The 20,495-nt window shown below is 50.4% G+C and carries 20 protein-coding genes; 9 read left to right on the forward strand and 11 right to left on the reverse strand.

The window, feature by feature from the left end; translation table 11 throughout:
• Positions 1-2: 2 nt before the first annotated feature.
• Positions 3-1,202, reverse strand: a complete 1,200-nt coding sequence (locus HHL17_RS19175) for a DUF763 domain-containing protein (protein WP_169226416.1) — start codon at positions 1,200-1,202, stop codon at positions 3-5.
• 7 nt (positions 1,203-1,209) lie between these two features.
• A complete protein-coding gene (locus HHL17_RS19180; RefSeq protein WP_169226417.1) occupies positions 1,210-1,875 on the reverse strand; it encodes an MgtC/SapB family protein in 666 nt (221 codons plus the stop codon).
• A 91-nt stretch (positions 1,876-1,966) separates the two neighbouring features.
• Here HHL17_RS19180 and HHL17_RS19185 point away from each other — a divergent pair, with 91 nt between their 5' ends.
• The 3 genes from HHL17_RS19185 (at position 1,967) to HHL17_RS19195 (ending at position 4,389) form a co-directional block, all read left to right on the forward strand.
• A complete protein-coding gene (locus HHL17_RS19185) occupies positions 1,967-2,164 on the forward strand; it encodes a hypothetical protein (RefSeq protein WP_169226418.1) in 198 nt (65 codons plus the stop codon).
• 67 nt (positions 2,165-2,231) lie between these two features.
• Complete coding sequence (locus tag HHL17_RS19190) at positions 2,232-2,489, forward strand: hypothetical protein (RefSeq protein ID WP_169226419.1); 258 nt, start codon at positions 2,232-2,234, stop codon at positions 2,487-2,489.
• A gap of 118 nt (positions 2,490-2,607) precedes the next feature.
• Positions 2,608-4,389, forward strand: a complete 1,782-nt coding sequence (locus HHL17_RS19195; protein ID WP_169226420.1) for an ABC transporter ATP-binding protein — start codon at positions 2,608-2,610, stop codon at positions 4,387-4,389.
• A gap of 20 nt (positions 4,390-4,409) precedes the next feature.
• Here the strand turns inward: HHL17_RS19195 and HHL17_RS19200 are convergent, their stop codons facing one another.
• Positions 4,410-4,883 (reverse strand): acyl-CoA thioesterase, encoded by a 474-nt coding sequence (locus tag HHL17_RS19200; protein WP_169226421.1) that lies wholly within the window; start codon positions 4,881-4,883, stop codon positions 4,410-4,412.
• A gap of 111 nt (positions 4,884-4,994) precedes the next feature.
• Positions 4,995-7,490, reverse strand: coding sequence for an outer membrane beta-barrel family protein (locus HHL17_RS19205; RefSeq protein ID WP_169226422.1), 2,496 nt, complete (start codon positions 7,488-7,490; stop codon positions 4,995-4,997).
• 362 nt (positions 7,491-7,852) lie between these two features.
• Between HHL17_RS19205 and HHL17_RS19210 the strand changes: the two genes are divergently transcribed.
• Positions 7,853-8,611 carry a DUF695 domain-containing protein gene (locus tag HHL17_RS19210; protein ID WP_169226423.1) on the forward strand — a complete coding sequence of 253 codons (759 nt, stop codon included), beginning with the start codon at positions 7,853-7,855 and terminating at the stop codon, positions 8,609-8,611.
• Between the two features lie 35 nt (positions 8,612-8,646).
• Here the strand turns inward: HHL17_RS19210 and HHL17_RS19215 are convergent, their stop codons facing one another.
• Positions 8,647-8,808 (reverse strand): DUF1328 domain-containing protein, encoded by a 162-nt coding sequence (locus tag HHL17_RS19215; protein ID WP_169226424.1) that lies wholly within the window; start codon positions 8,806-8,808, stop codon positions 8,647-8,649.
• A gap of 155 nt (positions 8,809-8,963) precedes the next feature.
• On the opposite strand from HHL17_RS19215, the gene HHL17_RS19220 reads away from it, so the two are divergent.
• Together HHL17_RS19220 and HHL17_RS19225 are read left to right on the forward strand one after the other, a co-directional pair.
• A complete protein-coding gene (locus HHL17_RS19220) occupies positions 8,964-10,877 on the forward strand; it encodes a BamA/TamA family outer membrane protein (RefSeq protein WP_169226425.1) in 1,914 nt (637 codons plus the stop codon).
• Between the two features lie 27 nt (positions 10,878-10,904).
• Positions 10,905-11,996 (forward strand): NAD(P)H-dependent flavin oxidoreductase, encoded by a 1,092-nt coding sequence (locus tag HHL17_RS19225; RefSeq protein WP_169226426.1) that lies wholly within the window; start codon positions 10,905-10,907, stop codon positions 11,994-11,996.
• A 256-nt stretch (positions 11,997-12,252) separates the two neighbouring features.
• Here HHL17_RS19225 and HHL17_RS19230 read toward each other — a convergent pair whose 3' ends face one another.
• From HHL17_RS19230 to HHL17_RS19245, 4 genes are all read right to left on the reverse strand, one after another.
• Positions 12,253-12,801, reverse strand: coding sequence for a putative glycolipid-binding domain-containing protein (locus HHL17_RS19230; protein ID WP_169226427.1), 549 nt, complete (start codon positions 12,799-12,801; stop codon positions 12,253-12,255).
• 2 nt (positions 12,802-12,803) lie between these two features.
• Positions 12,804-15,104 (reverse strand): FdhF/YdeP family oxidoreductase, encoded by a 2,301-nt coding sequence (locus HHL17_RS19235; protein WP_169226428.1) that lies wholly within the window; start codon positions 15,102-15,104, stop codon positions 12,804-12,806.
• Positions 15,105-15,208: 104 nt separating this feature from the next.
• Complete coding sequence (gene fdhD / locus HHL17_RS19240) at positions 15,209-16,009, reverse strand: formate dehydrogenase accessory sulfurtransferase FdhD (protein ID WP_169226429.1); 801 nt, start codon at positions 16,007-16,009, stop codon at positions 15,209-15,211.
• 8 nt (positions 16,010-16,017) lie between these two features.
• Positions 16,018-17,028, reverse strand: coding sequence for an NADP-dependent oxidoreductase (locus tag HHL17_RS19245; RefSeq protein ID WP_169226430.1), 1,011 nt, complete (start codon positions 17,026-17,028; stop codon positions 16,018-16,020).
• 145 nt (positions 17,029-17,173) lie between these two features.
• Here HHL17_RS19245 and ypfJ point away from each other — a divergent pair, with 145 nt between their 5' ends.
• A complete protein-coding gene (gene ypfJ / locus HHL17_RS19250; RefSeq protein WP_169226431.1) occupies positions 17,174-18,037 on the forward strand; it encodes a KPN_02809 family neutral zinc metallopeptidase in 864 nt (287 codons plus the stop codon).
• Between the two features lie 56 nt (positions 18,038-18,093).
• Here the strand turns inward: ypfJ and pncB are convergent, their stop codons facing one another.
• The gene (pncB, locus tag HHL17_RS19255; RefSeq protein ID WP_169226432.1) at positions 18,094-19,260 is read right to left on the reverse strand and encodes a nicotinate phosphoribosyltransferase; all 1,167 of its coding nucleotides are present in this window, start codon (positions 19,258-19,260) and stop codon (positions 18,094-18,096) included.
• Positions 19,261-19,325: 65 nt separating this feature from the next.
• Between pncB and HHL17_RS19260 the strand changes: the two genes are divergently transcribed.
• Entirely contained in the window at positions 19,326-19,721 is a 396-nt protein-coding gene (locus tag HHL17_RS19260) for a hypothetical protein (protein WP_169226433.1), read from the forward strand.
• 1 nt (position 19,722) lies between these two features.
• Here HHL17_RS19260 and HHL17_RS19265 read toward each other — a convergent pair whose 3' ends face one another.
• Positions 19,723-19,950: an ion channel gene (locus HHL17_RS19265; protein WP_169226434.1), complete on the reverse strand. Its 228-nt coding sequence runs from the start codon at positions 19,948-19,950 to the stop codon at positions 19,723-19,725.
• A 104-nt stretch (positions 19,951-20,054) separates the two neighbouring features.
• Between HHL17_RS19265 and HHL17_RS19270 the strand changes: the two genes are divergently transcribed.
• The gene (locus HHL17_RS19270; RefSeq protein WP_169226435.1) at positions 20,055-20,495 is read left to right on the forward strand and encodes a DinB family protein; all 441 of its coding nucleotides are present in this window, start codon (positions 20,055-20,057) and stop codon (positions 20,493-20,495) included.

The following is a 20,495-nucleotide window of genomic DNA, read 5'->3' on the forward strand; positions in this document are numbered from 1 at the left end:
CTTCAGAATAAAGATAATTGTTCCCCGTCTTTCGGTGGGGTAGCTTTACCAAATACGGTACGTCCGCCATACTTCCATGAGTCCCGCTTTTCCCGTTCTATCACTTTTTCAAAATTGGCATTGGGCTCAAAATCCTGCTCAATTTTTTGCGCAAGGACAGACAGCTTGCGGATGGCCTCCTGTTTGTCGGTATGGCCTATTTTAGCCTTGTTCAGCGCATCCCGCAGCGTTTCGATGGTTTCATCATAGATCCGGGTAGGTACGGGGAATGGATGTCCGTCTTTGCCGCCATGAGCGAAAGAAAACCGTGCCGGGTCTTCGAAGCGGGAGGGCGTACCGTGTATCACTTCACTGACAAGGGTAAGGGATTGTAACGTTCGCGGGCCTACGCCTTCCAGCATCAGGAGGGATTCAAAATTGGCGGGGTGTACGTCATGCGCCAGCGCCAGCACGCTGCCAAGGCGTTTGAGATTGACATTTTCCGCGCGTACGTCATGATGGGAAGGCATGATGAGGTTGCGTATTTCGGGCAACAGGTGTGCGGGTTTTTCCTCCAGCAGTTGGAGTATCCCGTTTTTAGTGGAAGCCGCCTGCGTATCGGTAAGATTGAGGATCATACCCTGGTTGCGGCCATAGATAAAAGTGTGCGGCGCCTCCGTGTATGACGTGAATGCCGTAGAGTGCCAGTGGTATCGTCGCGCCATGCTGCTGGCGTCGTTCATGCCCTGTTGCACCACGGCCCAGTCGCCGTCCGTCGATAAAATGAAAGAGTGCAGGTACAGCTGGAAGCCGTCCTGGATAGCAGTGTTATCAACTTTGGCGGTGAGTTTACTGCTGTGTACCAGCTGCTCTCCCGGCAGACCGGTTTTTTCAGCAATGCGCATTAATTCTGCCGGTGTTTCGCGACTGTGGCGGCCTTTGCCGCCGCAGATATAGATGCCCAGCTCCTCGGAGCGGGGATTGATGGCTTTTTTCAGCGCACCCATTACGCTGGTGGTAATACCGGAAGAGTGCCAGTCCATGCCCAGCACGCATCCCAGTGCCTGAAACCAGCAAGGATCGCTTAGCCGCCTTATTACTTCACTTTTTCCGTAGTCTGTCACAATGGCCTCTACGATAGCGCCACCCAGAAGGGCCATCCGTTTGGCCAGCCAGGGTGGTACGTGACCGTAGTGTAAAGGCATGTCTGCATAAGAAGGCATGATGTTGTTACAGTGGATTTAGTTGTACCTGAAACTGTGAGATATGTTTGTTCTGTAGCAAAAATTCATCTAATTGTTCCATTTTGCTACGGTTTCCCCGGACTGTGTAATTGACCTCTATCTGATCTTCTTTCCGGACGATCAACATCCGTTTATATTTTAAACCAAAAGAGCTGAGGATATGTTCCACATCTACCTGTGGAAATTTCTCTTCATGAAAGTATATCGTGTAGTAACGTTTGTCATTGATTTCCGCGATGCTTTTTTCGCTGAACTCCATAAGAATAAGCACGATCAAAGCGCCTGCCAGTCCACCTACCGCCAACACATACTGGCTCATGCCAATGGCCATGCCGAGGGCTGCGGCGATCCAGATGGATGCAGCAGTAGTAATGCCGTCGATAGTAAAATCGTTTTTAAAGATAACTCCTGCGCCAATGAAACCTACGCCGGTCAGGATGTTGGAAGCCACGCGGTCGGGGCTGTTGGGATAACCCAGTTCGGCAGAGAGGATGGTGAAGATAGCGCTGCTAAGACAGATAAGCGTCATGGTGCGCATACCGGCCGCCTTCCGCTTATACTCCCGTTCCAGCCCCAGTATAGCGCCTATCAGCAAGGCTACACATATTTTGAGGATCTGATCATCCTCTATAATTTGTAGTGCATGTTTCATATTGAAAAAGGGGAAATATCTTCTTACAAATGTAAGGGTTGGCACAATTCTTTCCTTCAGGTTGTCAATTAAGACAATAAATACCTGCCATATGGTACCTTTCGTATATAAATTTTTTATGGTAGCCTGCGTTACAGGAGTTTTGTGTATCCTTTTGTTTGCCTGTAACAGTAGCAAGGAGGTTTCCCGGGAAGGAGATTCCGCTGCGGTTTCTATACCCAAAGTAGACAGCACCAGCGTCATACCGGTGGACAGTGCCCTTACCAAACCGGATACTTCGCGCCAGTAAGAAGTTTAACCAGGTGAAGCCCTTTTATACCGTGTAACTGTTTACTTCACCCTTTAAACACTGGACCATGAGAGTATCCTATCTGCTGCTGGTTGCCGGCATATCGGCTGCCATGCTGACGGCCTGTGGCAATGGCGCACAAAACAACAACCAGGATTCGATGAACCTGAACAGCAGTGGCACCACAGACACGGCCGCCATTATTCCGGACACCGCACCGGCGGCGCAAACACCTCCGGGAGCGATTAATCCGGGCGAGGATTCAGCCCGCTTCGGCACCGGAGCCGGAGATTCCTCCAAAAACCCGGGGCACAAATCGCAATAAGCCTGTTGCCCGCAACAATGCCTTACTACGGAATAAAATTATTTTATCCGAAGTAAGGCATTTCTTAATACAATATATTTGTGTGTAGTTCGTCCCCATTAACAAAGTAAATATCCTAATGCAAAACGAAACCACTGCCGTCGTCCCGGCTCCCAAACCAAATCTCACATGGACGTCCCTTAAAAAGACCTTTCGCTTGTTCCGTTATGTAAAACCTTACTGGGGTGAGTTCGCCCTGGGCATGGTGTTCCTGTTGATTTCCAGCCTTGCGGGCCTGGCATTTCCCCGCTTGTTAGGTGATCTGGTAGATCCTAAAAGCATGGGTGACCTGCTTCATGGCCTCAATAAAGCCGGGCTGATGCTGGTGACGGTATTGGTGGCACAGGCCATTTTCTCTTTTTTCCGGACCGTCCTTTTTGTAAATGTCTCCGAAAAGACGCTGGCAGCATTGCGGCAACATGTGTACAGTCACATGATCAAACTGCCAATGCGGTTTTTCCTCGAAAGAAGGGTGGGAGAGCTGACCAGCCGTATTTCTTCTGATATTACCCTGTTACAGGACACCTTTACCACCACACTGGCAGAATTTATCCGTCAGATGATCATCGTCATCGGTGGGGTGGTCATCCTGCTGATCACCTCCTGGCAGCTGACCGCCTTTATGCTGGCTATTCTGCCCATCATGATGGTGGCAGCGGTATTCTTCGGTAAGTTTATCCGCCGCTTTTCCAAACAGGTGCAGACCCAGGTAGCGGCAGCCAACACGGTGGTGGAAGAAACCCTGCAGGGGATTATCAATGTAAAGGCTTTTGCCAACGAACAGTTTGAAATAGCCCGCTATCGCCAGCGTACGAATGAGGCGGCCCGCATCGGCATGAAAAGCGGTAAGTTCCGCGGAGCATTTTCTTCGTTCATCATCCTTGGTATTTTCGGCGCGCTGGTGTCAGTTATCTGGAGAGGGGTGTCTATGGGTATCGGCACGCCGCAACTACTGTCGTTTATCCTCTATTCCGTATTCATCGGCGGTTCTATCGCCGGGCTGGCGGAAATATATACCAGCCTGCAAAAGAGTATCGGCGCCACCGAGAACCTCATGGAAATACTGGATGAACCGGAAGAAGCCATTACCCCGGTAACGCATATAGCGCCGGCGGACCAGCTGGATGGCCAGATCTCCTTCCGTAATATATCTTTCCATTATCCTTCCCGGCCAGACCTGACCATTCTGAAGGATGTCTCCTTTGATGTGGACGAAGACCAGAAAGTGGCGCTGGTAGGCCCCAGTGGCGCGGGCAAAAGCACCATCGTATCATTGTTGCTGCGCCTTTATGATCCTATTGATGGCCGTGTGCTGTACGACGGAAAGCCGGGTACTTCCATACAACTGTCTGTACTCCGTTCGCAAATGGCGGTGGTGCCGCAGGACGTATTCCTTTTCGGTGGTACCATCCGTGAGAACATCGCTTATGGTAAACCCGATGCAACAGAGGACGAAATAGAGGCCGCCGCCCGTAAGGCCAACGCCTGGGAGTTTATCAGGAATTTCCCGCTGGGACTGGAGACCATCGTGGGAGAACGCGGTATTCAACTATCAGGCGGACAGCGCCAGCGTATCGCTATTGCGAGGGCGGTGCTCAAAAACCCGCGCATCCTCATCCTGGACGAGGCCACATCAGCGCTGGACTCCGAATCCGAAAGACTGGTGCAGGACGCACTAGACAAACTGATGGAGGGCCGTACTTCTATCGTTATCGCTCACCGTCTCTCCACTATCCGGCAGGCAGACAAAATCATTGTACTGGATAAAGGCCAAATCGTGGAACAAGGTACCCATACTGAGTTGATCGGTGTAGACGGTGGACTGTACCGCATGCTGAGCGAAATGCAGTTCAGCCATTAACGTTTTCCCAGGGTTTTAGCCTACATATAAGGCTTCATCTCTTCATCGATATCTTTCCGGAGGTCCATCAGTTTTTTAGCATAGCTCTCCATACTGATCTCATTAGCTGTACGCGGTGTCCATTTGGGCACCGGTACGGTTTTACCATTATCATCTACAGCGGCAAATACCATAACACAGTGCGTGGTCTTCTGCTTATGTTGCTGCCGGGGATTACCGGCGAAAACATCAATGGAAATATGCATGCTGGTATTGCCGGTATAGATGATCGTGGCGGTGATCTCCACCAGGTCACCGATGGCAATAGGCTTAAAAAAACGAATACCGCCCACATATACGGTCACCGCATATTGTCCGCTCCAATTGGCCGCACAGGTATATCCCGCCTGGTCAATCCACTTCATCACGGAGCCACCGTGTACTTTGCCGCCAAAGTTGACGTCAGAAGGTTCAGCCAGGAAACGCAGGGTAATCGTGTGATAAATAGAGTCCATGTAATTTGATTTGTGGCACTAATGTAAAACAGAAATAGAAAAAGCGCGCAGTGATTTTTTCAGAAAGAAAGAAATCGCTGCGCGCTTTGTGCTGAGAGGGCCGGTAAAGGACTATTCGCTTTTGTCGCCACCACCCATCTCGTTGTTACTATCTTTTCCGGACTTATTGTTTTTACGTTTGAACAGGTTGTAATCCATTTTCCCGAAACGCCAGGTGGCATTGAGACGAAGCTCGCGGCTGAGGCGTTTGCGGTAGTTCTCTGTTTCAGAGAATGCCGTAGTGGTATAACTGAGGTTACGGTCTGAATTAAAGATGTCGTTCAGGGTAAGGGAGATGGACAGGGCTTTATTCTTCAGCATATCTTTTTTGATACCGGCGTCAATGGAATATTGTGGTTTCCGTTCGCCCTGCGGAAGGATCTGGCGGGATTCATATTCACCAGTGATCTGCAAGGTAAGGTTCCACGGTAGTTTAGTATTGCTGTTGAGTTTACCGAACCAGGTAAAGCCTGAGTTGCTGAGATTATCACCCTGGTTGCTGGCGTTGATTTTTGTCTGCGCCAGGTTGACGTTGGCCGTGAGGTCCCAGTCTTTGGTAAGCTGGCTTCTTACGGTAAATTCAGCGCCATAGGAGTTACGCGTGCTGGCGTTGATGGGGTAAGATAACAGTACCCTCTGCGTTTGTCCGTTCAGGTTAAGGGTGGTGTCTACATAAAAATCAGTGATAGCATTATCAGTATTACGATAGTACAATGATACCAGTATGTTATGCTTATGGGCAAAGTCTTTCAGGTATGACAGCTCAAAAGAGTTTGTGAATTCCGGGCGCAGGTCGGGGTTACCACGACTGGCACTCTGTCCGCTGTAGTCAATAGTAGGCAGCAGATCGCGGAACCAGGGCCGGCGTATGCGGCGGCTGTAATTGAGCTGCAACTCGTGATCGCCTTTGAGCTTTTGGGACAGGAACACACTGGGGAAAAAGCTGATCGGGTAGTTGATCTTGTAAGCAGCTTTTTGTCCGAAGCGGGTCTCACCGTTGTAGTTGGACTGCTCGGCCCTCAAACCGGCCTGGTAGCCGAAGTTGCCCTGAGCGCCGGTATAGCTTACATATCCGGCGTTGATCTGTTCCTGGTAGTGATAATTGTTGGACAGTGCTGAGTCGATGGTGAAGCTACCGCTGGGGTAGTTCTGTCCGAAGGTATTGGTATAGTTATCGAACTTGCGGGTATTGGTGCGCAGGCCCATTTCAATTTTTGATTTATCGGAGAACGGGCGCACATAATCAACTTGACCGGTGATGTAGGTGGTTTTGCCGTCTCCGGTCCCATAACGGTTTTGCGGCTTTATCGGGCTGTTGATCGTATCACCTTTCAGGTTATAATATTGTAGGGAATACGCAGAACTGTTGTCACTGGTAGCGTAGTTGTAAGTAAAATCGGCCGTCAGTTCTTCGCCTTCGCGTGCGAAGGTATGTTTATAGCCCAGCTGGGTAGTATAGTTGCGGAACCCGTTTTTACTATTGTTGACACCTGTGCCATAGCGGACCAGCTCGCGGTTGATGTCCATTTCGTTCTGGGTCTGGTCGTTGTAGCGGTTGAAGTTACCGCCGGTAAGGCCTTCTGAGATGGTGAGGGTATTGCGGTTGTCGATGAACCAGTCGAAGCCGATGCGGCCTGTCTGGAAGTTACGGTAGAAGTCACCGTCCTGCAACTGGTCTGTATAATTAGTGGTGTCTGACAGTATATTTTTCCGGGAGATGCGGCTGGTCATGGGCGACTTACGGTTACGGGTACCGTAGTTGATGAAGAAGTTGAATTTCTCCTGCCGCAGGTTAAAATCGATGCCGGTATTGGTGCTGCCGAGAGAGGTGATGCCTGCGCTGAGCTGCCCGTTGATACCTGCCTTTTTATTTTTTTTCAGGACGATGTTTAAGATACCACTCATTCCTTCCGCATCATATTTAGCTGACGGGTTGGTGACCACTTCGATGTTGGCGATGGCGTCTGCCGGGATTTGGTCTAGTGTGAGGGTGGTGGGGCGACCGTCCACGAAGATGGTGGGGGCGCCGTTGCGTACGGTCACGTTACCGTCGATGTCCACGTTTACAGACGGTACCTGTTTCAGTACATCCGTGGCCGTGCCACCGATGCTGGCCAGGTTCTTCTCTACGTTGAACACCCTTTTATCGATGGCCATGGTAAAAGCAGGTTTCTCGCCTACCACGTTGACAGCCGCCAGTGACTTTACATTAGGGTGAAGTTTAATATTGCCCGCATCAACACTGGTGCTTTTAGCGTTTAGTGGTACGGGTTTGAAGAAAGCTTCATAACCGATGAAGTTTACCTTCAGGATATATTTACTGATAGGGAGATTCTCAAAGTTAAATTCACCATTGGGTTTGGAGAGCATGCCGGTAAGCACGGAAGAGTCTGGGCGCAACAGGGCCACAGAAGCATATTCTACCGGTTTTCCTGTCTGAGCGTCGAGCAGTTTTCCGTAGATCGTTCCGGCATTGGCAGCGGGAGGTTTGGTGCCGTGCTGCTGTGCCGTTAATGCCAGGTTAAACAAGAACATCCATCCTGTCAATAGCAATACAACTTTTCTCATAATATCTTTTACTAGCGTCCAACAATTTATAGCGGCTGTAAATTTAGTTTTAATGAGGGAAGAAAATCAATTTTTTAGGATGAAAGGTGCGTCAGAATCCTTTACAGTAACATGTTTGAACTTCAGAATCGCGCAGGATTCTTTACAGGCAATGGTTTTACAAATGGTGTGCCCGAAAATCCACGAGTGTTAATTAGTGTTAAGCCTGCTGTCTGATGTAAAAAAGGGTATGATGATCAACGCAAAAATCATACGTTAATTTTTGGTGATAAAAAAGCGCAGATAATTGTTTTATGATTTCGATGATAACGGATAGCTACGTATCTTTACAGCCAGCTGTTGCGTTATTTTAATTTTTTTATATGCATAAGGATTACCGACCGGACTGGGATATTTACACGTGCCATATTGAAGAAAGTCCAGCAGTAATAGGCCTTGACCTTGATCTGAGACGATTTGCACCATTGAAGGAGAAGCCGAATGCCATATATATTACGGTATACCTGAACAATCCGCGGGAAGACGGATTTCCACAGAACGACGAATTCGCCATCATGGGCGAGATAGAGGACAGCCTGGTAGAACAGCTAACAACCAATCTGGATGCGCATTTTGTGGGCCGTACTTTTTCCAATGGTGTACGGGACTTTTATTTTTATACAGGCGATCTATTGCTGCATGATAAATTCATTGCGGATGCAATGATCAAGTTCCCGGATTACCGGTATGATTACGGAGTAAAGGAAGATAATAACTGGGAACTGTACTTCGACTTTCTGTTTCCCGACGTATATGAGTTTCAGCGTATCCAAAACAGGAAAGTACTGCGGATGCTCCGTCAGCATGGTGATATGTCTGAGCGGGAACGTCCCATTGAACACTGGATACATTTCCGGACAGAAGAAGATAAGACGACCTACTGGGAACATATCCGCGAGAATGGTTTCGAGATTGCACATGACATGAAGAACGACAATCCCGAATTTCCGTTTAAGTTATGTGTCTCCCGGTCAGACAAAGCCAGTGAGGCCACTATCGATAGTGTGGTCATGACCCTCTGGGAGCTGGCACAACAAGTCAACGCAGAATATGACGGCTGGGAAACCAGCATCGTAAAATAGAAAAAGCAGGGATAGCAACATCCCTGCTTTTTTGTTTATTTCCTGAGCAGTCCTGACAATAGCGAAATAAGGAACAGCACGAGGAAGATGTAAAACAGTATTTTGGCAATGGATGCAGCGCCGGCGGCAATACCACCAAAACCAAAGACGGCCGCCACAATGGCCACAATAAAGAATATTAACGCCCAACGTAACATAGCAGAAGGTTTTTAAGGTGAACAATATGTAATACTGGTTGCAACAAACTTTCTTATCTGTTCTGATTCATTCAATTATTATTCCGGTCGAGTACAATAATTGCATTACACGCAATCCCAATTTTTTTTAATATACTTGCCACCTTCGATAACCCTTGAGGACGGAACTTAAAATATTAACTACTATTTCTGTTACCTGCTGGCTCCTTTGCTGGTGCCAGATTGCGTTTGCCCAGGAGCATCCCGTGGCAGACACGGCGTCCAAGCGGGGCAACGGTCTCATGAAAAAGATAGGCGAATACCGGGATTCACTGCGGAATAAAGAGTACCGTCAGTCCTTTATACGCCGTATTACCAAGCAGGACGTGGAGACGCCCGATGTGGACATGGACAGCGTTATCACCAAAAGTGAGGCATATTTTACCCCGTTTGTGGGCAAGGTGATCAGGAATATCTACTACCGCAAGGTAAAGGTGTTCGGTCCCCGTAATATCAATGATACGGCTTTTACCACCAGCATGAAGCTGATCCACCTGGCTAACCGGCTGCACTTCGATTCCCGGGAATGGGTGGTCCGCCAGTCGCTGTTTTTCCGTGAAGGTAGCCGGCTGGATCCCTACGAGCTGGCGGATAACGAACGTTACCTGCGTAACAGGCCTTTCTTCTCGGATGCCCGTATTCACGTACGGAACGCCAACCCGGACTCCGATTCAGTGGATGTGGAGGTGATCACCAAAGATGTGTTTGAATATGGTGTGGACCTATCGCAGTTCAGCGCTTCCGATATCAAAGCCCGGGTATCCAATAACAACTTGCTGGGAGCAGGACAGGCGCTGCAATTAGGCTTCCAGTGGCGCAGCGATTACACGCCCACCTGGAATACAGAGGCCCGTTATACCAAATATAATGTGCTCGGTTCCTTCGTCGATGTAGGCGTGGGGTATTCAACACTGAACAATACCACGCCGCTGGATACCAATGTATACGAAGGCACGATCTACCTCTCCCTTAACCGGCCATTATACCGTAACGCCGCCAAATGGGTGGGAGGGCTGACGCTGGCCGAGAACTGGTCTATCAATATCCTGGGACGGGAGAAACAGACCATGGACAGCCTGCTTTACCGCGACTACCGCTATACCGTTATCGATGGCTGGGCAGGCTACAACTTCATCAACAATTATGAGCGTGACGGCGCCGGTAGCCACAAACCTAATTTTGCGGTGCTGTTCCGGCATTTTAACCTCAATTTCTCCAGAATACCTGATCAGGATACTTTTAAAATGGACCCGGTATATAACGACCATCGATACTATCTGCTGGAGTTCCAGGTATACCGGCTGGACTATTTTAAGGCGCACCAGTTCTTCGGTTTTGGCAGAACGGAGGATATTCCGCTGGGATATAATTTCAAAGCCTCCACCGGCTGGGAGACATGGCGTGACCGGCGCAGGCTGTACACCGGCCTCGAAGCCCAGAAATACTGGACTACCAGAAGACAGGGCCTCTTTAATACGACCGTGGGCGTTAGTAGCTTCTGGCAGGGTGAGGCCATGGAAGATGCCGTTATCCATGCCCGGGCGGAATACTACAGCCGCCTTTTTTCCATCAGGAAGTCCCGCTTCCGCCAGTTTGTTAGTTTAGACTACCTGGAAAGCCCCAATCCGTTTTTTTACAAGCCGCTTAATATCAACAACGATAACGGTATCTGGGGATACCGGTCTACCAAGCTGAATGGTTATCAACGCCTGAACTTTGGCTCTGAAACGGTGTATTACAGCCCGCTGCGTTTCCTTGGCTTTAAATTTAACTTCTTTGCTTCGCTGCAGGCTTCCATGATCACCGCCAAAGATGACAACCTGTTACGCAATCCTGTTTACCTTGGCGTGGGGGGCGGTTTCCGGATCAGAAACGAAAACTTGTCGCTCAATACCATCAAGGTATCGGGGTATTATTTCCCGAATGCGCCGGTGCTGCAACCCAAGAGTATGTTGGAAATCACCACCATTGTGGATTTCCGGTTTGATGTATCGGCGCTGAGAGCTCCGGCTTTCCTGAGTTTTCTCTGATGACTGTTAACTGAAAAACGAAGATATATGGAATGGAAAAACAGACTTACCTCCCTGCTGGGCATTGAGTATCCCTTTATACAGGCGCCCATGCTGGGTATCACCACTCCGGCGATGGTAGCCGCCATGAGCAACAGCGGCGGGCTGGGATCGCTGCCGGTCGGCGGTTTACCACCTGAGCGGGTGGCTGCGCTGATAGCAGAGGTGAAAGCGCTCACGTCCAGACCTTTTGCCGTGAATCTTTTTACGTACGACATACCCGCTGTAGACCAGCCGGAGCAGTTTGAGCAGATGCAACAGTTCCTGCAACAGCTGTACAAGGCAAACGGCCTGGCCGTGCCTGCGGTAGCCTTTGATGCGGTGAAAACCTATTCCTACCGCGAACAATTGCCGGCATTGCTGGCTGCCAACGTGTCTCTGGTGAGCTTCACCTTCGGCATACCGGACGAATCCAGCATAGCGCTGCTGAAAGAAAAGGGTTGTCTCCTGCTGGGTACTGCCACATCAGTGGAAGAGGCCGTGGCACTCGAGAAGGCCGGCTGCGATGCAGTCGTAGCGCAGGGTATCGAAGCCGGTGGCCACCGTGGCTCTTTTTTACCGGGCCCCTTGCCGCAGGTAGGTACCGTGGCACTGGTGCCACAAATAGCTGATCGGATAACTCTGCCCGTTATTGCTGCCGGTGGTATTGCCGATGGACGCAGCGCCGCTGCAGCTTTCTGCCTCGGCGCCAGCGGGGTACAATGCGGCAGCGTGTTGCTGAGAAGCCCGGAAAGTGCAGCTACGCCTCATCATAAAGACAAAGTGGCTGCTGTTACGGACACGGGCACACGTATTACCCGTGCTTTCTCCGGCCGATGGGCAAGAGGCATTGAAAATGCGCTCATGGATGGAATAGATGCCTCCGGGCTGCCGCTCAATGTGTATCCGGTACAGGACGCCCTGACACAGGCGGTACGTAAGGTGGCGAAGGAACTGGACGATCCTGCCTTCATCGTGATGTATGCAGGACAGGCAGCACAGATGGCGAAAGCGCTGCCTGCTGCGGAAATCATGGAAGCGCTGCGGATGGCCGCAGAGAAAATATTGACAAGGGGCCCGCAGATTCCCCAGGGGGCGTAGATTTCATGGATTGTCCGGATTCGTGGATTTCCCAGGTCCCCAGGGCTGAAGCCCTGGGCTAAGATGTTGTTCAGTTGCTTTCGGAGTATGAGTACTTTTCGTTTGTGCAATGTCTCATCTGAGATCCAGACTACGATGTTATTCTGCATAAATGAATTAACTCATTTTAAGAAAGAAATTGAACAACATCTTAGCCCAGGGCTTCAGCCCTGGGAACCGGGATTCAGAATCCGGGAAATCGGGTGTTGGGTCCGAATCAATATACCCGTGTAAAAATGCCCGGATAATCTTTCACGATACCGTTCTCATCTACCGGCAGCTCTGCGCGGAAGCCACTATCGCCATTTTCATAGAGATACAGGTGGTTATCCATTTTCGTATAGTACTGCGGTATTTTTTGCAGTTCAAACTCCGGCAGTTTGATATAGAGCATGTGCAGCAGTTTTCTTTCTCCGTGGTCAAAATTCAATCTCCGTATAGGCAAGGTATTGGTGAACGGTGTCAGTGAAATATCGATGTCTGTACAATCATCAAATGCTTCTATGTGATTCCCGTCTTTATCAAACCAGTGGCCATTCAGGTCTGAGGTCAGCTTGAGCGCTGTTGGCTGAAGCCCGTCCCGTATGATGTGAAAGGAGGATACTTTCCATTCCGGCGTGACCTCAATCTCATATTGAATAGAGAAGGGCTCCGCTTCTGTGCAGCCATTGATAATCCCTTTGACCAGGCTGTTGTGTTCCTGTTTCGTCACTGTTAAAAATTCCGTTGCAGGCCATTTGGTGGCCTGCCATACTACTGGTCCCATGATTATCTTTTTATGGTGGATGATTTAATCTGGATGATCACACTTTTGGATGCGGGCGTGTTGCTTTTATCGGCCACTGTGCCCACCGGCACCAGCACATTGGTTTCGGGGAAGTAGGTGGCGGTGCATCTTGCCGGGATATCATACGCCACGATGATAAATCCGGGCGCCACCCGTTCCGTTTGTCCGTGATAGTTATAGAGGTCTACTACCTGTCCTGCTGTAAACCCTGCACGGGCGATATCTTCCTGGTTCATGAAAATGACTCTCCGTTCATGATGTACTCCCCGGTAGCGGTCATCCAGCCCATAGATGGTAGTATTGAACTGATCGTGGCTGCGGATGGTCATCATCAGGTATTCTTCCGGGCGAAGCGGCATTTCCGTTACGGGCGCCACATTAAAATTGGCTTTGCCGGTGTTGGTGTTGAACTGGCCGGTCCTGGAGCCATTAGGCAGATAAAATCCGCCGGGGTGGCGTACGCGTTTGTTATAGTCATCGAATCCGGGGATGACTTTTTCTATGGCATCGCGGATATGATCGTAATGTTGGGTGTATTGCTGCCACGGCACTTTGCTTTGTGTGCCGAGTATGGCCTGCGCCATTTCGCAGACGATCACCGGTTCGCTTTTCAGATGTTCAGAGATAGGATGCAGATTGCCTTTAGACATCTGCACTACGCCCATGGAGTTTTCGCAGGTCACAAACTGCGCCTGCTGTTGTTGTATGTCTTTGTCGCTGCGGCCGAAGCACGGCAGTATCAGGGCTTCGCGGCCGTGAACGAGATGGCTTCTGTTCAGTTTCGTAGATACGTGCACGGTAAGCCGGCAATTACGCAGGGCCTGTGCGGTGTATGCGGTGTCCGGTGTGGCCGAGAGGAAGTTGCCGCCCATGGCGATGAACACTTTGGCATCGCCGCGGTGCATGGCATGGATGGCATCTACCACATCGTAGCCATGTTTATAAGGTGGTTTAAAGCCGTATACGGTTTCCAGTTTTTGCAACAGGGCGTTGGCCGGTTTTTCGTATATGCCCATGGTCCTGTCGCCCTGTACGTTGCTATGGCCCCTTACCGGGCAGGTGCCGGCGCCGGGCTTGCCGATGCTGCCTTTGAGCAGCAGCAGGTTGACGATCTCCCGGATAGTGTCAACAGCATTTTTATGTTGGGTGAGCCCCATGGCCCAGCAGGCAATGATCTTTTGTTTATGCATCAGCGCGGCGGCGGCCTGTCGCAGCTGTTCTTCCGTGATGCCGCAGGCGGCGGAAAGATCGCTCAACCGGTGTTGCCGCAGATGCGTGATGTACTCGTCATACCCGGTGGTATTGTTGCCGATAAATGATTGGTCAAATACGGTACCCGGATTTTTCTCTTCTTCTTCCAGCAGTAGGAGGGCCAGTGCTTTCAGCAAGGCCATGTCACCATTGATCTTTACTTGCAGGAAGATATCGGTGAGATGGGTTTTTACCTGCAGTATTCCTTTTACGGTCTGCGGATTGAGGAAATTGAGCAACCCCGTTTCCTTCAGTGGGTTCACGGCGATGATGGTAGCGCCATTGGCTTTGGCTTTTTGCAGGGCGGTGAGCATGCGCGGGTGATTGGTGCCAGGGTTCTGGCCCAGGATAACGATCACTTCTGCCTGATGTACATCCTCAAGGGTAACAGACCCCTTACCGATGCCCACTGCTTCGCCGAGGGCCACGCCACTGGATTCATGGCACATATTGGAGCAGTCGGGAAGGTTGTTGGTACCATATTCCCTTACCATCAGCTGGTAAAGAAATGCGGCTTCATTGCTGGTACGGCCGGAAGTATAAAATACGGCCTCGTCAGGAGTGCTCAGTTGCTGCAGCTGCCCGGCTATTGTGCGATAGGCTTCTTCCCACGATACCGGCGTATAATGGGTAGCGCCGGGAGCGAGGTACATGGGCTGTGCTATCCTTCCTTTTTTACCGATTTCATAGTCTGAGAGTGCACCAAGGGAAGCTATACTGTTGGCCGCAAAGAACGCAGGGTCCAGTTTGCGGGTAGTGGCTTCTTCTGCAATGGCTTTGGCGCCGTTTTCGCAATATTCAGCAATAGGGGAGCGCTCATCATCGGGGTCGGGCCAGGCGCAGCCGGGACAGTCAAAGCCATCCTTCTGGTTCAGCTCCAGCAGTGCTTTCACGGCCCTGAACGCATTCATTGCCTCCAGGACATGTTTCATGCTGGAAACGACCCCAGGGACGCCGGCAGCCACCGTGGCTGGTTTAGTGAGTTTAAGCCCGGTGAATCTGACCGGAGTTAACTCAGTATGTAACGCCATATAATTTCATGATTTTTAGCCCGGTGAGGCACATAAATTTATCCGGCAATCTACGTATTTATCTTTGTTCTCCGCCGGATCAACCGTTATCTTGTTTACCTGCACTATGTGTACTGATTATACCGGTCTTCCTTCAAAAATCCGATCAGGGTGATGTTCCATTCAGCGGCCATCTTTACGGCCATGCTGGAAGGCGCGCCAATGGCGGCGATCATGGGAATACCGGCCATCGCTGCTTTTTGGATCAGTTCAAAACCAGCCCTGCCACTCAGGAGCAACAGGCTTTGTTGCAGCGGTAGTTCTTGTACAAGTGCTGCACCGATGATTTTGTCGACGGCATTATGGCGACCTATATCTTCACGCAGCAGCTGTATCTGACCATTGTCATCTACCAGTGCGGCGGCATGAAGGCCTCCGGTATATTGGAAAAGCGCCTGTTGCGCCCGCAGCTGTTCCGGTAGTTGTGAAATCCATTTGCCGGGAATACGCCGGGCAGCCTGACTAACGTTAACGCCAGTATGAATATTTTCAATGGAAGATTTGCCGCACATGCCACAAGCGGCGGTGGCCTGAAAATGACGCTGGCTTTTATCGAGGAAGGGCACTATCTGTTCTTTCAGTGCAACGGTAGCCAGGCTGCCACCGGGCGTTTCGGCCAGTGTTACTTGTTTCACAGCGGCTGCACCGGGAATAATACCTTCGGTAAACAGAAAGCCGGTGGCCAGCTCTTCGTCCTGCCCCGGTGTACGCATGGTCACAGCAACGTTCTGTTGCCGGCGGTTATGGGTAGGACCATATTCCAGTCTTATTTCCAACGGTTCTTCTGCTGCCAGGATATCTTCGGTATCAGTTTCTCCTGCGGCGGTGACTTTTTTTATACGGGTGTGAACAACAGCATTAGTCATGCTTAAAATTACACTTTCACGATCATCTTACCACTGTTTTGACCGGAAAATAATCCCAGCAGTGCGGTAGGTAGCTGGTCAAATCCTTCGATAACGGTTTCAGTATATTTTATTTTGCCGGCACGGATCCATTCGCCCAGCTGCTGCATGCCTTCCATGTAGCGATGGGCGTAGTTGCCGATGGTAAATCCCTGCATCAGGACACTGAACTTGATGAGCGTGGGCTGTATCCGGGGGCCCATGGGCACGTCGGTACTGTTGTATAAGGCAATCTGTCCGCACACGGGGATGCGGGCGAAGAAGTTCAGGTGTTCCATCACGGCATCGGAAATATCGCCGCCCACATTGTCGAAGTAGATATCTACGCCGTTGGGACAGGCAGCAGCCACGGCCGTGCCCAGGTGGGTATTGCCCTTATAGTTGATGGCTGCATCGAAATTAAAGTCACTGGTGAGCAACTTTACTTTTTCCTCACCCCCGGCGATACCTACCACACGGCATCCCTGTAATTTGGCTATCTGCCCGGCCACCAGTCCCACCGCGCCGGCAGCACCAGAAATAACTACTGTTTCACCGGACTTGGGCTTGCCGATGTCCATCAGGCCAAAGTAGGCGGTCAGTCCGGGCATGCCCAATACGCCCAGGTAATAGGTAGGCGGAATACTGCTGTCTATCTTGCGCAGGTGGTCACCGGAGAAAAGGATACCGGTGGCCCAGGGGAAGAAATTTTTACCGCCGCCGGGCATTACCAGGTCGCCGGCAGAGAACCGGGCATCTTTGCTTTCCACTACGGTAGCCACGCCGCCGCTTTCTATCGGTTCCTGCACTTTGAAAGGGGGGATATAGGAACGGGCATCGTTCATGCGGCCGCGCATATAGGGATCTACGGAGAAATAAAGCGGTTGGAGCAATACTTCGCCCTCCGCAGGGGCGGGAAGTTCCACGCTCACCGTTTTAAAAGTATCGGGAGATGGCAGGCCTTCGGGCCGTTCGTTCAAAAGGATCTGTTGTATTTTCATGAAAACCGGTTTACTGGTATATTTTGTCTTAACGGGCAAAAACAACTTTTGTTTAATGATGTTTTTCAATATAAGTCACCTGATGGGAATTATCAGGTAATAATGTATTTTAGGGCCGTAATTAACCACTAAACCCTAACTGTCTATGCGTTTGGATGATGAAAGATTAAGTGACAATGTCGAGAAGCGTTCCGGAGGCGGAAAGCGCACGTTGATTGGCGGCGGTATCGGCGGCATCATCGTTATTGTGCTGGCACTGTTGTTTAAACAAGACCCCAACCAGGTAAACCAGGTACTGCAACAGGTGCAGGGACCCGGTGGCACCGAAAAAGTAGAGAAGCTGAGCAAAGAGAATGCTTCTGCTATTGAATTGTTTTCTTCCAAAGTTCTGGCCAGTACAGAAGATGTATGGACCGACGAATTTAAGCGGCTCCATATGCAATATGAGCGCCCTAAAATGGTCCTGTTCGAAGACGCCACCACATCCGGTTGCGGTTCCGCCGAATCAGCCATGGGCCCGTTCTATTGCCCGGCCGACCGGATGGTGTACCTGGATGCCACTTTCTTTAAGGAACTGGAAGACCGCTTCGGGGTAAAAGGCGATTTTGCCAAAGCCTATGTGATTGCACATGAAGTAGGCCATCACGTACAGAACCTGCTCGGTATCAGCCGCCAGGTACAGGCTGCACGGAGCAGGCTGAGCGAAGCGGAATACAATAAGCTCTCCGTGAAACTGGAGCTGCAGGCCGACTTTCTCGCGGGATTATGGGCAAACCATGCACAACAGATGCGCAAGATCCTCGAATCAGGGGACATTGAATCGGGCCTGAATGCAGCCAGCGCTGTAGGCGATGATAAATTACAGGAAGCTGCCACCGGCCGCGTGGTACCAGATGCCTTTACACATGGTACCTCTCAGCAAAGGATGTTCTGGTTCAAAAAAGGATACGATTCGGGTGATCTCTCGCAGGGTGATACCGGTATCGGATTGGGACAAGCAGGACGATAATCCAAACATTATATAAAATACAAAATAGCCCGGGACTTAAGTCCCGGGCTATTTTGTTATAACTCCAGCATTTCTTTTGCCAGCGTGATCATGTGCTCATCGCCGGTGTATTTGCCTTTCTCATCCGATAGTTTGACTACCGGTGTCCAGCGGGGTGCATCTTCCGGCCGGGCTTCATACATTTTCACTACAATATTCAGCGGGGTAAGCCCTACATCATTGGTAAAGTTGGTGCCAATACCAAACGACATACCGATTTTCCCCCGGCAGTGGGCTGCTATGGTGGCTACTTTTTGGTAGTCGAGGCCATCAGAGAAAATAATGGTTTTGGAAAGCGGGTTGATGCCTTTTCCCTGGTAATGATGAATGGTATCGTCCGCAAACTGAAGCGGGTCGCCGCTGTCATGGCGGACACCGTCAAACAGTTTCGCGAATTTTTTATCGAACTGTTCAAAGAAAACGGGTGTGGTGTAAGTATCAGAAAGCGCGATGCCGAGATCTCCGCGATACACCTGTACCCAGTGTTCCAGCCCCAGCATATTGGCCATTTTAAAACCATATTTGGCCGCATGGAACATGAACCATTCATGGGCGTGGGTACCCACCGGTTTTACGCCATTGCGCATGGCCAGGTGTACATTGCTGGTGCCGATAAAGGTATTTTCGCCATACTGGCGAAGCGTTTGCACCACCAGTTTCTGTACCGCCAGGGAATGGCGCCGCCGGGTACCGAAGTCGGCGATGGTAATGTTCAGGTCTTTATACCGCTCAATTTTAGTGCGGGTGATCTCAATGACTTCCTCATCCGGTACGCGTTGCTGGCCGGTAGCTTCGTAATACAGCTCGCAGATCAGTGACATGAGCGGCACCTCCCAGAGGATGGTACGGTACCAGTATCCATCAGCATGTACCTCCAGCTGGTCGCCCTGCTGGGCGATATGTATTTCCGCGGGGTTGTACCGGTAGCCTTGCAGAAAATCCAGGTAGGTAGGGTCCAGGTATGGACAGGTGACAGCGAGGAAGTCTTTTTCCTCCTGGCTGAGTTGCAGATATTGCATGTCATCTATCGCTAGCCGCAATAGTTTGTCGAAGCCCGGGGGGAAGGAATGTTTGCCACGATTAATGAATTTATAACGGGCACGGGCCTTCGGAAACAGTTTAATCACGCAGTGCTGCATGGTGAACTTGTAGAAATCATTGTCCAAGATGGAATTCAGCTTCATAAGAATCTGCGTTTTATATGACAATTATACCATATTTTTGCGGTCATAATCATATCTCGTTAATAATGAAACAGATTAAAGTAAAGTTTGCACTTAACCCGCAAGAAACCGTTTTGTTCAAAGTAGACGGTTCGTACCTCAAAAGCAAATGGCAGGCAAAACCAGGAGCCCTGTGCCTGACCAACGAAAGAATCGTTGTAGAAGGCAAACCGATGACAGCATTCATACTGTTTGGCGTTATCGGCTGGTTGTTGGCCCGGAAAAAGGTTATCAAAGAATTTCCGTTGTCGGACATCACCAACTTCAGCAGAGGCAAACAGGGCTTCAATAAGAAAGTGGCGGTGTTTGAGCTGCTGGACGGGTCTACCGTACGTATGGCCGTCACCGGTAAATGGGAAGTGTTTGAAGCGGCTTACCAGAAGGCGATGATGGACGTAAAGCCTTTGTTCTCCGTCAACTAGTTTACAGTTTAGTACCACAATATTTGCAGTAGTCCGCATTCGCATTGTGTCCTTCACGCATGCAATGCGGACATATTCTGTGGTCCACATCATCCTTGTCTTTCAGCCGGCTCATCTCCACGGTCACAATCCCTGTCGGCACGGCAATAATCGCATAACCCATAATCATGATCAGCGCAGAGAATGCCTGTCCCAGCGGCGTAATCGGAGCGATATCACCGTACCCCACGGTGGTGAGTACTTAGAGAAAAGTATACCCGTTGGCGTTAGCCGTGGAGAAAATGACGGCAGGCGCGTGTGAGTCGTTTCCAATAGTTCCTTATCTTAGCTGTTATGCTTACAGAAATATTAATCAATTTATTTGAGCGGGACCTGAGCCGCCTGGAAGATGAAATCGCCGCCTATGACACCGAAGAAGCCATCTGGCGTGTGCAGGAGGGTATCAAAAACTCTGCCGGTAACCTGTGCCTGCACCTGTGCGGTAACCTGCAACACTTTATTGGCGCTGTATTGGGCCAAAGCGGTTACGTCAGGAACAGGGAGCGTGAGTTTGCCGATAAAAATGTGCCGCGGCAGGAACTGCTGGCACTCGTGGGTGTTACCCGTCGTGTAGTGCTCACCGTTATAGTGGGCCTTACCCCGGAAACGCTGGCTAAAACTTATCCCGAGCGGGTGTTGGGAGAAATGACCACCAATCATTTCCTGGTGCACCTGTATGGGCATCTGAATTATCACCTGGGACAGATCAACTATCATCGCCGGTTAACCCAATAG

Origin of the sequence: Chitinophaga fulva, assembly GCF_012927205.1 — a bacterium.
In the GTDB taxonomy this organism is placed as follows: Bacteria; Bacteroidota; Bacteroidia; order Chitinophagales; family Chitinophagaceae; genus Chitinophaga; species Chitinophaga fulva.

Coding starts and splice junctions, on each gene's coding strand:
- HHL17_RS19200 (WP_169226421.1), bottom strand. CDS start 4,883: ATGGACTCTATTTATCACACGATTACCCTGCGTTTCCTGGCTGAACCT.
- HHL17_RS19180 (WP_169226417.1), bottom strand. CDS start 1,875: ATGAAACATGCACTACAAATTATAGAGGATGATCAGATCCTCAAAATA.
- HHL17_RS19185 (WP_169226418.1), top strand. CDS start 1,967: ATGGTACCTTTCGTATATAAATTTTTTATGGTAGCCTGCGTTACAGGA.
- HHL17_RS19210 (WP_169226423.1), top strand. CDS start 7,853: ATGCATAAGGATTACCGACCGGACTGGGATATTTACACGTGCCATATT.
- HHL17_RS19230 (WP_169226427.1), bottom strand. CDS start 12,801: ATGGGACCAGTAGTATGGCAGGCCACCAAATGGCCTGCAACGGAATTT.
- fdhD (WP_169226429.1), bottom strand. CDS start 16,009: ATGACTAATGCTGTTGTTCACACCCGTATAAAAAAAGTCACCGCCGCA.
- HHL17_RS19190 (WP_169226419.1), top strand. CDS start 2,232: ATGAGAGTATCCTATCTGCTGCTGGTTGCCGGCATATCGGCTGCCATG.
- ypfJ (WP_169226431.1), top strand. CDS start 17,174: ATGCGTTTGGATGATGAAAGATTAAGTGACAATGTCGAGAAGCGTTCC.
- HHL17_RS19205 (WP_169226422.1), bottom strand. CDS start 7,490: ATGAGAAAAGTTGTATTGCTATTGACAGGATGGATGTTCTTGTTTAAC.
- HHL17_RS19225 (WP_169226426.1), top strand. CDS start 10,905: ATGGAATGGAAAAACAGACTTACCTCCCTGCTGGGCATTGAGTATCCC.
- HHL17_RS19175 (WP_169226416.1), bottom strand. CDS start 1,202: ATGCCTTCTTATGCAGACATGCCTTTACACTACGGTCACGTACCACCC.
- pncB (WP_169226432.1), bottom strand. CDS start 19,260: ATGAAGCTGAATTCCATCTTGGACAATGATTTCTACAAGTTCACCATG.
- HHL17_RS19195 (WP_169226420.1), top strand. CDS start 2,608: ATGCAAAACGAAACCACTGCCGTCGTCCCGGCTCCCAAACCAAATCTC.
- HHL17_RS19215 (WP_169226424.1), bottom strand. CDS start 8,808: ATGTTACGTTGGGCGTTAATATTCTTTATTGTGGCCATTGTGGCGGCC.
- HHL17_RS19235 (WP_169226428.1), bottom strand. CDS start 15,104: ATGGCGTTACATACTGAGTTAACTCCGGTCAGATTCACCGGGCTTAAA.
- HHL17_RS19260 (WP_169226433.1), top strand. CDS start 19,326: ATGAAACAGATTAAAGTAAAGTTTGCACTTAACCCGCAAGAAACCGTT.
- HHL17_RS19245 (WP_169226430.1), bottom strand. CDS start 17,028: ATGAAAATACAACAGATCCTTTTGAACGAACGGCCCGAAGGCCTGCCA.
- HHL17_RS19270 (WP_169226435.1), top strand. CDS start 20,055: ATGCTTACAGAAATATTAATCAATTTATTTGAGCGGGACCTGAGCCGC.